At 51.9% G+C, this 13,225-nt stretch carries 11 protein-coding genes; all 11 read right to left on the bottom strand.

Annotation, left to right across the window (positions count from 1 at the left end; genetic code table 11):
- Positions 1-212: 212 nt before the first annotated feature.
- The gene (locus LK436_RS10450) at positions 213-746 is read right to left on the bottom strand and encodes a hypothetical protein (RefSeq protein ID WP_008398153.1); all 534 of its coding nucleotides are present in this window, start codon (positions 744-746) and stop codon (positions 213-215) included.
- Positions 747-864: 118 nt separating this feature from the next.
- A complete protein-coding gene (locus tag LK436_RS10445; protein ID WP_008398152.1) occupies positions 865-3,024 on the bottom strand; it encodes a polysaccharide biosynthesis protein in 2,160 nt (719 codons plus the stop codon).
- 12 nt (positions 3,025-3,036) lie between these two features.
- Positions 3,037-3,534: an rRNA maturation RNase YbeY gene (gene ybeY, locus LK436_RS10440; RefSeq protein ID WP_008398151.1), complete on the bottom strand. Its 498-nt coding sequence runs from the start codon at positions 3,532-3,534 to the stop codon at positions 3,037-3,039.
- Positions 3,535-3,567: 33 nt separating this feature from the next.
- Positions 3,568-4,656, bottom strand: a complete 1,089-nt coding sequence (locus LK436_RS10435; protein WP_008398150.1) for a PhoH family protein — start codon at positions 4,654-4,656, stop codon at positions 3,568-3,570.
- Between the two features lie 55 nt (positions 4,657-4,711).
- Entirely contained in the window at positions 4,712-5,941 is a 1,230-nt protein-coding gene (locus tag LK436_RS10430; RefSeq protein ID WP_008398149.1) for a sporulation protein YqfD, read from the bottom strand.
- 12 nt (positions 5,942-5,953) lie between these two features.
- Positions 5,954-6,226, bottom strand: a complete 273-nt coding sequence (locus LK436_RS10425; protein ID WP_021966797.1) for a YabP/YqfC family sporulation protein — start codon at positions 6,224-6,226, stop codon at positions 5,954-5,956.
- A 152-nt stretch (positions 6,227-6,378) separates the two neighbouring features.
- Positions 6,379-6,555, bottom strand: a complete 177-nt coding sequence (gene rpsU / locus LK436_RS10420; protein ID WP_003504099.1) for a 30S ribosomal protein S21 — start codon at positions 6,553-6,555, stop codon at positions 6,379-6,381.
- A 183-nt stretch (positions 6,556-6,738) separates the two neighbouring features.
- Positions 6,739-9,345: an alanine--tRNA ligase gene (gene alaS, locus LK436_RS10415; RefSeq protein ID WP_008398146.1), complete on the bottom strand. Its 2,607-nt coding sequence runs from the start codon at positions 9,343-9,345 to the stop codon at positions 6,739-6,741.
- A gap of 229 nt (positions 9,346-9,574) precedes the next feature.
- Positions 9,575-10,903, bottom strand: a complete 1,329-nt coding sequence (locus tag LK436_RS10410; RefSeq protein ID WP_021966799.1) for a lysozyme inhibitor LprI family protein — start codon at positions 10,901-10,903, stop codon at positions 9,575-9,577.
- A gap of 175 nt (positions 10,904-11,078) precedes the next feature.
- A complete protein-coding gene (locus tag LK436_RS10405; protein WP_008394736.1) occupies positions 11,079-12,458 on the bottom strand; it encodes a transposase in 1,380 nt (459 codons plus the stop codon).
- Positions 12,459-12,731: 273 nt separating this feature from the next.
- A complete protein-coding gene (gene rnhA, locus LK436_RS10400; protein WP_008398144.1) occupies positions 12,732-13,208 on the bottom strand; it encodes a ribonuclease HI in 477 nt (158 codons plus the stop codon).
- Positions 13,209-13,225: the final 17 nt, after the last annotated feature.

Here is a 13,225-nt window from a genome sequence, read left to right as displayed (position 1 = left end):
GTTCAGACTTCTCTGTTCGTGCTCCTGTCCTCCCTCCTCTATCTGTCCTGCCGCATACGGCACCGGCAGGGCCTTCAGAATCTTCAACCTTCAGGCCCAAGCGCCCATGCATGCGGAAAAGACCGCGCCCGGAGCACCAGGCGCAGTTCTCTCGCAGCTGCATACCAAAATCGGCAGCCAAGGCTCTGAAAACCCATGCCGGCTGTATTCTCCTAGCTCGTAAAAGATTCCAGGTAGTTGAGTACCTCGATCATGGATGAGAACCAGATTCCGTCTAAAAGACGCTCCTGCTCTGCCAGCGGAAATTCTGCCAGAGGCATATGAGTATCCAGAAAGACGGAGCTTCTGTCCTTGGCAAATACCAGGAGAAATCCATTTTCAGACACCAGACAGTATTCCTCTCCTGTCTCCCTCTCCATTCCAGGCGTCCCCGCCTGGCTTAAACTGTCTTCCGATATCCGGCCCTCTGCCTGCTGCGCCTTTACAAGACTTCCGGGCAGTCCGGCTGCCATCCCGCCCCCGGACTGGTCCCCGTAAGCCTTTCCGGCTCCTGTCTGATCTTTTTCTGACTCCCGCCCGCTGCTGTCCGCCTCATGCTCCTGCGTCACAGTTTCCGATTCCAGAACTGCTCCGGGAACCGGGCTGACCGGCTCAGGCCTTTTAGAGAGCAGGAACACTCCCGCGCCGATTCCGCCGATGAGAAGCGCGGCAGCAGCAATTACAGCTATATAATAATACCGTTTCATGGAAAAAGTCCCTCCTTAACGAATAGTATCGTCAAGAGGGACTTTTTTAAACGCCTGCAGGCGAAAAATGCCGGAAAATTGTTTTCTCACAGTAAAAGAAGATAAGACGTCCCTGATTTTACTGGAGAATTCTGAGCTTCCTGGCGGTTTTCAGAATCCTGGTGCCTCCGGGCATTGTCTGAAGTTCCTGCGCATCCACCCCGCCAATTTTTAACAGCAGGATGCCGTAGACTAAGACACCCGCCAAAACAGCTCCCACAGTTGCAATTCCACTGCCTCCAAAAAGGCGGGAAAGCCCCTGGTAGCAGCCATAGGCCGCAGCACCCATGACGGCAGAGGCGGCCAATGGAATGATGAAAGTTCTCTTAAGCTCCTGGCGGTAATGGAGAATCCTCCGGATAGAGAGCCAGTTGAGCAGGCAGATAATCACTGCAAACAGAATATTGGCAAAAAGGACGCTGTAAATTCCCCAGTGAAGGCCCATCAGCATCACATAGAGGGCCGCCACATGGAGCACCAGGGCTGCTGCCGCATGTCTGACCGGAAGATTCATATGACCCAGTCCCTGCAGAATCGCATTCATCACAGTGGAGAGAGACAGGAAGACGATGGCGGAGGACCCCCACACCATCATTCTCACCGCCTCGGCCGTATCACCGCTGTGAAACAGCAGGCGGTTTACCGGCTCTGCCAGTACCGTAAGGCCCACAGCCGCCGGAATGGCAATCACCATGGAAAAACGGATAGCCATTCCCGTCTTTCTGGCCGCTTCCCCCCTCTGCTTTCTGGCCACTGCCGCCGCCAGAGAAGGAATCAGGGAGGAGGACAGGGCATTTGCCATGGCTAACGGCACATGCACCAGGAGAAGGTACTTGTTGTTGTAGATGCCCCAGAGAGCCAGGAACTCCTCTCCCCTTCCCAGGGCGTCCATCCCGTAGGCCATAATGCTGTTGTCCAGCACCGCATTGATATTGTAGACGGCGGAGCTCAGAATAACAGGCATCACTGTCATAAAAAAGACACCTGAAATATGTCCGTAGGATTCTCTGCTGCCCTGCCTGTCCCTGCGGATCTTTTTCTTCATAAAGGGACGGTATACGGCGAAGAGAAACAGCATAAACAAAAGCGCAGTCAGGGCTCCTGCTCCGGTTCCTATGGTGCCTCCTGCAGCCCCGAAAGCCTCCGGGTAGCCGGTTGTCTCAAATACCCGGTTGGAATCCAGGCCCACCTTAAAGAGTACGCCTGCCGCTGTCACGCTGATAGCAGCGTTTACAATCTGCTCAAATATCTGGGAAACAGCAGTGGGAATCATAGTGCCGTGGCCCTGAAAATATCCCCTCAGAACCCCCAGATAGGCCATAATCCAGATCGTCGGGGCCAGCGTCCTGAGGGCATAGACGCAGAACGGCGTTTTAAAGACTGTACCCGCAAAAAAGCTGCCGAAATGCCAGACCACGCCGCAGGCCACGCCGCCGGCGCAGGTGGCGTAGACCAGAGCGGCACAGAGTACCCTTGACGCATTCCTGAACTCTCCCTTTGCAAGCCTCGCCGACACCAGCTTGGAGACAGCTAACGGAAGACTGTAGGAGGACAGGATCAGCACAATATTGTAGACATTAAAGGCAGTGGAATAGTAGCCCATTCCCTCATCGCCTATGATATTCGTCATCGGGATCCGGTAGAGAAGACCGATCAGGCGCACAATGATTCCGGCAGCTGCCAGAATAGTTCCCTGAACTACAAAGCTTCCGGTGCGGGACTTCGGGCGGGCAGACGCCATTCTGGAAGCCTCTCTCCCCCTCTTTTCTCCCGTCTCCGGCCGTCTTCGCAAGCCCTCTGCCTGCCTGGCCCGCTCAGAGGGCCTTAGTTCCCGCTCACTTCTGCCCTCTGAAGACATCGGACGCCCTGCGTGGGCCTGGCCCTTTCCGCGGCTGCGGCGCGGCTCTGAAAAGAGGCGGCTTCGCCCCTCCTCCATGGAGAAGCCATCTTCCATCTGCCTGGCAGCCGGCCCGGCCTTCTGCCGCCTCTCCTGCATGGGACCGCCCGGAGGTTCTCTCCTTCCCCTGGAGCTGCCTGTCCCATAGGCGCCTGAGCCGGGGCGCCGCATATCCCCGTTTCCCCGAAGGGCAGCTGTTCCCTGCTCCGGCCGGCTGTGCTGTACTTTCTGCCGGCTGCTGCCAGACTGGCTTTCGAGGACAGCCTGAATATCCTCCACTGTGAGGACGGTCTTTTCCGGCCTGTGATCTTTCTGCCTTTTCCCTGCGTTTTTCCTTCTCATAAACAGGCCCGCCTATCTCGTGTAGCCTTTAAGGCTGAGGATCGCTTCCTGCTTCTTCTCCATCACCAGGCGCTCTTCCTCCTCCATGTGATCATACCCGAACAGGTGCAGCATGCTGTGGGCAGTCAGGAAGGCCAGCTCCCTGGCCTCTGAGTGGCCGTATTTTTCTGCCTGCTCCTCCACCTTATCTACTGAGATGACAATATCGCCTAAAAGCAGCTCTCCCGTTTCCGGGTTGAAGTAATCCTCCGGCCGTTCTTCCAGCTTCTCAAACTCTGCCGGCTGTTCATAGTCAGCCATGGGAAACGACAGCACATCCGTGGCCCGGTCGATGCCCCTGAACTCCCGGTTGATCCGGTGAATCTCCTCATCATCTGTCAGGAGCACATTGACCTCCGCCTCATAGGGACAGGCCTCATAGTCCAGCGCGGCAAGCACAACCTCCCTGATAATCGTCTCATATGGCAGGTTCAGCTTTTTCTCTGCCTCGTACTCAATTTGAATCGTCATGGTATATCCTCTCTTCCTCGTCCGTATCCGCCCCTACTTTTTTCTGCCTTTTTTCACTTCGGCAAGCCTGCCCCTGTTTAAGGTAAGACGGCCGGACTTTTTCTCCCGCTCTTTTTCCTTCTGGCGGTCAGCCCTCTGCTCTTTTTTCTCATAGGCATCATAGGCCTCCACAATCTTCTGCACCAGAGGATGGCGCACCACGTCACCGCTGGTCAGGTAGCAGAAGCCGATATCGTCAATCCCCTTCAGGACGCGGATCGCTGTGTCAAGACCTGACGCGGCCCCGGCCGGAAGATCCTTCTGGGACTGATCTCCCGTCACAATGACCTTGGAACCAAAGCCAATACGGGTCAGAAACATTTTCATCTGAGCCGGCGTCGTGTTCTGTGCCTCATCCAGGATAATAAAGGCATTATCCAGGGTGCGGCCTCTCATGTAGGCTAAGGGAGCCACCTCAATGAGCCCCTTTTCTGAATTGTGCATGTAGCTTTCCGCTCCCATAATCTGATACAGGGCGTCGTAAAGGGGGCGCAGGTACGGGTCGATCTTGCTCTGCAGATCCCCCGGCAGAAATCCCAGCCGCTCTCCCGCCTCGATGGCAGGGCGGGTCAGGATGATCCGGTTTACCTCCCCGTTTTTAAAGGCCTGGATCGCCATGGCCATGGCCAGATACGTCTTTCCCGTTCCGGCAGGGCCGATGCCGAATACGATCATCTTCTTCCGAATCAGGTCCACATACTGCTTCTGCCCCAGGGTTTTTGGCTTTACGGGTTTTCCGTTGATCGTACGGCAGATAATATCCTTATCAATTTCCAGAATTTTATCATCATTCTCCGTAAAGGACAGAGAGAGTGCATAGTCTACATTCTGCTCTGTGATCGCATTCCCCCGCCTTGAAAGCTCCAGCAGGTTGTTAAACACGCTCTTTGCCTGCCGGATGGCGTGCTCCGGCCCGATGATCTTCAGGGCTCCGTCCCTGGCTATCATCGTCACATGGAGGGTACGCTCTATTTTTTTCAGGTATACGTCAAACTGTCCGCAGACATTCCGCTCATGCTCCATGGGGATATCGATAATGGTTTCCATCACACTCATTTTCTGTCTCTCTTCTCCTTTAGCCATATTTCACCTTCCCCCGCCGGGCAGGAAGAGCAGAAAGCAGAGGGCCGCCTGATTATTAAGACTCCCCTTCTGAGGGCTGCTCCTGCTCCATTCCCGTCTCAATCGGCGCGGGACTGCCTGCCGGTTCCTCCGTGATCATTTCCAGGCGAAACAGACAGGCTGAATCATTATCTAGTATTGTAACATTATTTTCAATAATTTGTACCCCCTTTTCTATTAATTTTGCCTCCGTCTCCCTCCTGTATTCCTCGGCCATAGCCGAGAGCTCTTCCTCCGTATATTTTGTCCAGTAGCTGACCTGCTCATCTGCCCTGATCGTCCCGCCAAAAAACGGCAGGTAAAAATTCTTCCCGATCCTGGCCTGAAAGGTCTGGGCGGTATAGCTCCATTCCCTCTCCTCAAAATCCGGCATCAGAAGCGTAAAATCCTTCCCAAACGCCTGGACAAACAGCCCCCTTCTCTGTCTGCCGGTAAATATCCGTTTTTTATGCCACAGGGAGATCTCCTTCTCCTCTGTCCTCTCTCTTCTCAGAATAATATCAGCGTCTGACCGCACCATCCGCTCCGATACCACCTGTCCGGAGTCGTCGGTGATGGACAGCCTGCCGCTCACAAGCACCTGCCCCGGTTCCACCACGTCGCCGGGCCTTGCCGCAGGCGTCCCGCTTCTCACTACCATGGAAAGAATCTCTCCCCCTGCATCTGCCACCAGATCGCAGGGCGTTTCATCTTTTTTTGGAACCGTCAGCACCACCTGGTTTTCCTTCACATGGATGTAGAGCCTGGTCCCCTCCACCCGGGCAGAAACCCAGGTAATGTCGGGAAAATTGTTCCGAATCTGGCCTTCCAGCCACTCGCAGTCCACCTGTTTTTTTCGCATTCCGCAGCGGATCTCCTCTGTTTCCAGATAGTGCATCAGCTCATTGTCCGAGTGGCGCAGATTTCCCTGGAAATCAATCTCCCACACAAACAGGGAGAGGAGATAGAGAAGCAGAAAAAACAATAGAAAGCCAAGGGCCCACAGCCCTCTTTTCCTGTTTCTGTATAAAAAAAAGGGAAGTCCCGTTTTTTCAAGGATTTTAAGCCTCACACCGGACTTCCTCACAAAGGGGCGGCAGGAGAAAAATCCCCTGACAGTCATATAAAATTCATATTCCGCGCCAGCGCATGAAATCTTCCAGATCTCCACCTCTCCCTGGCCGCAGAGGTTAAAAAAGCGCTCCGGCGAAAGCCCCTGCAGCCTCACCTTCACCGCCCCTTCCCGGTAATGCCTCCACGCATTCATCTGCTCCCTCCCTTACAGCGGTTCAAATACTGCCGACCGGATCGCCCCGGACAGAAGAAGCTGCTCCCTGTCAAAGTAGGTAATCCGAAGGCGCTTTCCCTCTATGGTGAGGCGGCCGTTTTTCCCCTGGAGCTTCAGTACCGTATCTGTATACAGAATAATGCTCCTGTAGTTCTCTACCAGAGCGCCTCTGCTGCCTGTAAAGGTCAGAAGCATGTCGCCGAGCATGACATCCTCCGGCAGGCTCAGCGCCGACACCACAGCCCGTTTCTGCCTGTCAAACAAGCAAACGCCGCCTTTCCCGATCTTCATACCCAATATATGAAAAAAGCCAGGCTTCTTATGCCTGACCCGGTTCAAAGACAGGGGAAGCAGGAAACAAAGTTTCCTGCCATAAAAAATTCCCGGCCGATAGACAGCCGGGAATTTTGTCTTGATTAATTGTATTTGCGTTTTCTAGCAGCTTCGGATTTCTTCTTACGTCTAACGCTTGGTTTCTCGTAATGCTCTCTCTTGCGAATCTCCTGCTGAATGCCAGCCTTTGCACAGTTTCTTTTGAATCTGCGTAAAGCGCTGTCTAAGCTTTCGTTATCTTTAACGATTACATTTGACATAGCTCACACCTAACCTCCCTTCAGTTGTGTAATAAGTGCATATTAATACAACTGTTTGGGCATTTTTTTAGCACTGTTATGATTATACCACAAATCCCGTATTCGTCAACAGGATTTTTACAAAATTTGAAAATTTATTTATATTTTGTCGGTTCGGCGCCAGAAGCATCTCCTGCAGAGCGGCTATTTCACCTGCTCTGCGATTACCTCCTCAGCCTTTCTGAGGGCATCCTCCACGCCGGCCGGGTTCTTTCCGCCGGCCTGAGCCATGTTGGGGCGTCCGCCGCCACCGCCGCCCACCAGAGAAGCGATGGCTTTGATCAGGTTTCCTGCATGAGCGCCCTTCTTCTGGGCTCCCTCCGTAGCGGAGGCCATCAGGTTCACCTTTCCGTCCTGGACGGAGGCAATGACAACCATGCCCTCGCCCAGCTTCTCCTTGAGCTGATCGCCCAGGTTTCTCAGACCGTTCATGTCAACGCCGTCCACCCTGACTGCCAGGAGCTTCACGCCGTTTATCTCCTTTACCTGGTTTAAAACGTCGCCGAGGGAGTCATTGGCCAGCCTGCTCTTTAACTTCTCGTTCTCAGAGTGAAGGGCCTTCAGCTCATCGAGCATCGCCTGCAGCTTGTCGTGAAGGGCGGCCGGTGTGCTCTTCACAAGCTTGGCAGCCTCGTGAAGCTCCTGCTCCATCTCATGATAGTAATCCATAAGCCCTGTGCTGGTCAGCGCCTCAATACGCCTTACGCCGGCTGCAATCCCCGCCTCGGATACGATCTTGAATGCAGAGATTGTGCTGGTGTTCGGCACATGAGTTCCGCCGCACAGCTCGGTGGAGAAGTCTCCCATCCTTACCACGCGCACACTCTCGCCGTACTTTTCTCCGAACAGCGCCATAGCCCCTGTCTTTTTCGCTTCCTCAAGGCTCATAATATCCGTTACAACCGGAAGGGAAGCCGCAATCTCATCATTTACCATTTTTTCAACTGCCGCAATCTCATCAGGAGTCATAGCGGAGAAATGGGTAAAGTCAAAACGGAGTCTGTCTTTTGTCACAAGGGAGCCCGCCTGCTCTACGTGAGTGCCGAGAACCGTGCGCAGGGCCTTGTGAAGCAGGTGTGTGGCAGAGTGGTTTCTGGCCGTGAGCTCTCTGTTCTCCTTATTCACGGTGAGCGTCACCTGATCGCCTACCTTGAACATTCCCTTTGTGACAGTTCCCACATGGCCTACCTTGCCTCCCTGGAGCTTGATTGTATCCTTTACCTCAAAGGTGCCGTTCTCTGTGGAGATCACGCCGATATCTGCCTGCTGTCCGCCCATGGTGGCGTAGAAGGGGGTTTCCTTCACAATAATCGTTCCGTTCTGTCCGTCCGTCAGAGCCTCCACCAGCTCGTCCTCCGTGGTGAGTACGGTGATCTCAGACTCATGCACCAGCCTGTCGTACCCCACAAACTCTGTGGTGACAGCCGGATCGATGGACTGGTAAACCGTCACGTCTGCTCCCATATAGTTTGTGGTCTTTCTGGCTGCCCTGGCCGCATCCTTCTGCTTCTTCATGCAGGCAGCAAAGCCCTCCTCGTCTACGGAGAGGTCTCTCTCCTCCAGAATCTCCTTGGTCAGATCCACCGGGAAGCCGTAGGTGTCATAGAGCTTGAACGCGTTCTCGCCGGAGAGTACTTTCTCGCCCTTCTTTGCCATCTCAGACTCCATCTCATTTAAAATGGAGAGTCCCTGGTCGATGGTCTTGTTGAACTTATCTTCCTCCTCAGTAAGGACTTTGAAGATCATAGCCTTTTTTTCATCCAGCTCCGGGTATCCGTCCTTGGAAAGCTCGATGACGGTTCTGGAAAGCTCTGCCAGGAACTTGCCCTCGATTCCTAACTTTCTTCCGTGACGGGCCGCACGTCTTAACAGCCTTCTGAGTACATAGCCCCGTCCCTCGTTGGAAGGCATGATTCCGTCGGAGATCATGAAGGTGCAGGACTTGATATGATCCGTCACGATTCTCAGAGACACATCTGTCTCGTGATCCTTCTGATACTCCTTTCCTGCCAGGGCGCAGACGCGGTCAAGGAGAGCCTTGTTTGTATCAATCGTAAACAGGGAGTCCACGTCCTGAACGATAACTGCCAGACGCTCCAGGCCCATTCCGGTATCGATATTCTTGTGCTCCAGCTCTGTGTAATGGCCATGGCCGTCATTGTCAAACTGGGTGAATACGTTGTTCCACACCTCGATGTAGCGGTCACAGTCGCATCCTACGGTACATCCCGGCTTTCCGCAGCCGTATTTCTCGCCGCGGTCGTAATAGATCTCAGAACATGGACCACAGGGGCCTGCGCCGTGCTCCCAGAAGTTGTCCTCCTTGCCGAAGCGGAAAATGCGCTCTGCCGGAATTCCCATCTCCTTGTTCCAGATATCGAAGGCCTCATCGTCATCCTGGTATACAGATGGGTAGAGGCGGTCAGGATCCAGTCCTACAACCTCTGTCAGGAATTCCCAGGACCAGTGAATCGCCTCTGTCTTAAAGTAATCTCCGAAGGAGAAGTTTCCGAGCATCTCGAAAAACGTGCCGTGGCGGGCTGTCTTTCCGATATTCTCAATATCTCCTGTGCGGATGCATTTCTGACATGTCGTCACACGTTTTCTCGGCGGAATTTCCTGGCCTGTAAAGTATGGCTTAAGGGGCGCCATACCGGAATTGATGAGCAGCAAGCTGTTATCATTATGCGGAACCAGAGAAAAGCTCTTCATCGCCAGATGTCCCTTGCTCTCAAAGAATTCCAGGAACATCTTTCTCAGTTCGTTTACACCGTATCTTTCCACGTTGTTTCCTCCTGCCTGTTACATTTAAGTAATATTTTTATCCATTGGTATATCCTATCACATGAAGAACGGTTTTTCAAGGTGCAGGTGGGAGAAAGGGGCGGCGTTCATGAAAAAAGCTGTTAAGCAGAACGGCACAGGCAAAGCTGCTCTGTTTCCTTCTCCAAAACAGCTGTGCCTGTGCCGTTCTGCGGCGTCACTGCGTCTCCTCCTGGGGGAGACAGCTTCCATAGGAGTCTAAAAGAGCATAGGCTCTCTCCCTGGTAGATTTGGCAAGAGATGCCGTGTGCTCCAATCCCTCCAGGGTTCCTCCCTTATACCGGGAAGCCGCCTTTCTGGCATCCTCATCTTTCTGCCGAATCCATGTCCTCTCTTCCTTTTTCAGTTTCTCCGCCTCCTCGGTATCGAGACGGCTCATAATATCCTTATAGATCACATTCAGTTCATCATCCCAGAGCTTCAGCTCATAATCCGCCATATTCAGGTATGACCATGTGCTCGTATCTGCTCTGGAATTTTTCAGCTGCTCCACCAGTACCTCAATATCTGCTAATTCCTGGCGGTAGTCCTGTTCTGTCATCTCCTCCTTTGTTCCCTCGGAGGCTGCCTTTGTATCTGAGGCAGTGCCATCTGCATTTCGGGATGCTGAGCCGGCTGCTTCTGTCTGTCCTCCCGGCTGAGCTGCTGCCTCCGTCCCTTCTCTCCCCGAAAGCGCTGCGGCTTTGGGTACGGATCGAAGCCTGGCGTCAGCCTTATCCGAAGCTGCTCCTCCGGCAGAGCTCTCCTTCCCCCTGGACTGACTGTTATCGGCCTGAAGGGAAAAAGGGGTGCTCCCGGGGCCTGCCTCTGTCTGTCCCGTCTGTCCCTTTGAAGAAGCTTCTGTCTTTTGATTTTTTCCGGGTAGCTCCGTCTGTGCGGAGCTATCTTTCTTTTCATTCTCCTGAACTTTGCCTGCCAAAGGGTTCTCTGTCTGAAGTGTCCCGGCAGATAAGCCGCTCTCCGGCGCCTTCCCGGATTCCTCTTTATATGGCGCTGCACCGTTATTTAACGCGGACTTTGAGTTTCCTTTTTCTGATGTGTTTTTCCCAGTCTCTCCTCCTGCTTGGGCCTGCTCACCGGAAGTCCCGGAAATCTCGCTATTCTTGGCAGCTTGAGTATCCTTTCCTGTCTTATCTCCTGTCTGCTCTTTTCCTTTAGTTCCGGCAGCCTCTGGCTCCGGGGCGCTGTTCTGTGCTTTCGCCGGCCCTATTCCGTCAGAGTAAGATGCAGTGGAAGAAGTATCCGGGCCGTCTGCCTCGTCTGCAGCCCTTCCTGCCGGCGGCAGGCTGTTTTCTGCAGGATCTGCTTCTGCCTCAGCCCCTTCTTTCTGTACCTCAAACTCTTCAGCGGTGTATTCCTGGGCTGTATACTCACCAGGCTGTCCGGTCTCTTCTCCTCCGGATACAAATCGTCTCACATGGAAGGTTACAAAAAAGCCGAACGCGCAGATCAAAAGGACGGTAATGATAAATTCTCTATTTTTCAATCTGAGCCATTCCTTTGCACACTTTGATATAAATACCATATCATAAATGGTGCTGAAAGAAAAGAAGCAGAAGAAAGACGTAATATATTGTAAGATATAATTAACTAAAACTTCCCATACCTAAAATGGGATTCGTTCCTTGAAAATTCAATATTTCAGCTAACAAAATAGCGATTTATGCCGCTGCAGCTTCCAAATGGAGTGCTTTTCTCAGATATTCCGGCAATCTTGCTTCAAAATCAGCGGTAAAAGCATTCAGTTGCTCATCGCTTAGTTTAAAGATTCCCTGAAGACTTGCCATCAAGGCTTCCATCAGGATGCAAAGTGACCTGTTGAAAGTAATGTCTGCCATTTCATCAACAAGGAAGAAGAACAGTTCACCAAGCGTTCTCTGATCTTCATTTTGGCGCTGCTCCATTGCAAGTAACATATATCGGGTAAACACGATCGCCACATGGGCTGTCAGTGCATCATAAGATAAACTGTGGCATTCTCCAACCAGATTCAGCATGGATTTGCAGGTTTTGAAAAAGACCTCGATCTGCCAGCGCTTTCCATAAATACGGATAATCTCTTCCTCGGAAAGTGTTGTAGCTGTACAGATAAAAGCAAGCCAGTCCTTGCGGTTTGCCTTGTTCCTTACGCATACGATTTTCGCCGGAATTGGATTCGCCTTTCCTACCATAACATCAACAGAAAGCAGATACTTTGATCTGCCACGGCGCTTTTTGTTCCGGGAATAGATTTCTTTGATATTCAGCTGTTCACCACCGTACGAATATTTGATCCGGCTACTTTTCTTAATCATGGCAATCACATCCATGCCTTTTGCATGGATGGCTGTGACCTGTGCTGGATTGGAAAACCAGGAATCAAACAGGACATAATCCGCTTTCAGCCCTGCACTGAGGGCTGTATTCAGTAAAGTCATCATTGCCTCTGGTGCTTTTGTTTGGGCTAGCGCACGTCTTTTTCCTGCAAGGGTTCTGTTGTCAAAGTCCTTTACCGGGCCGATGATATTTGTATTCTTTGCAGACGCTAACAGGCAGCTGTTTACAGGGATCAGTGTGTTTCCATCACTCCAGCTTAAAGTAAGCATCCTGAAGCCCTTTTTGAAATGCATATCCGTGTGGTCAAAAACTTTTGATCCCAGTTCCGTTTTCTTACAGCTGGTACGGTTGAAAAGGCTGTCATCAATGATAAAGACATTTTTTCTTTCCGGATCTGTCAGATCACGAATGTCATGATTGACAATATCAGCTGCAAGAAGAGAAGTAAAACGAAGCCAGTTTGTTTTTGAAGAATTAAGGAAACGGTAGAAAGTGTTCTTGGAAAACGCCTCCTTAAAAGAGCCAGTCCGCTGCTGCATATACATACTTCTTCCGACAAAAATGTTGCTGAGTTTATAACGAAGCAGGGAAACAGATGAAACACCTTTTTCCTTCATTCCATTACATCTGGCAAGGAGCCTGCCAACATGATGTTTGGAAAAAAATCTCTGAACACAGTCAATTAAGTCGTTCTCAACGAAATAGTTTTGTGGTATACTGGACATGGCATAAATCTCCTTTGTAAAGATGGTTTCTAGTCAATTCCATTATACCAAACGGAACAGATTTATGCTTTTTTTATTGGCTGAAATATTGAATTTTCAAGGATCAACGCACCAATATGGTGTGGGAAGTTTTAGTAATTAATATTTTCCTGTAGCTGACTCAGGCCGGCATCTGCAATGCCGGCCTGCCTTAACTGTAAATTATTCCGCTGTTTCCTGTTCAGAGCCCTCTGGCTCCCGGCACTTTTCAGTCTGTTTTCCCGTCTTTTTCGCCTATAATACCCCTGGATCTGTCAGAAGGTTTTCCCCGTCTGCAGCAGAGGTTGCAAGGAAGTCACACCTTTCATTTTCCGGGTGCCCGTTGTGCCCTTTTACCCAGATAAATGTGATCTTATGGGGACTGGCTGCAGCCAGGAGGCGCTTCCAGAGATCTACATTTTTAACCGGTTCGTTTTTTCCCCTCTTCCAGCCTTTCTTTATCCATCCGTCAATCCAGTGCTGGTTAAAAGCGTCCACCAGGTATTTTGAGTCTGAATAAAGCTCCACCTGGCAGGGACGGTTCAGCGCTTCCAGCCCGGCTATAGCCGCCATCAGTTCCATACGGTTGTTGGTTGTCCGCCTGTACCCTGCCGACAGTTCCTTCACGTGGAGCTGTCCCCTGGTGTCTGTATAGTGAAGGACGGTTCCAAAACCGCCTGGCCCGTCCGGGTTTCCCCTGGCGGCTCCATCTGTGTAAATTTCCACTTTCACATGTCTGTCCTCTCTGT

It is taken from the genome of Clostridium sp. M62/1, assembly GCF_020736365.1.
GTDB lineage: Bacteria > Bacillota > Clostridia > Lachnospirales > Lachnospiraceae > Otoolea > Otoolea saccharolyticum_A.
Note: the sequence above shows the minus strand (reverse complement) of the source record. Positions and strands in the feature narration are given on the sequence as shown.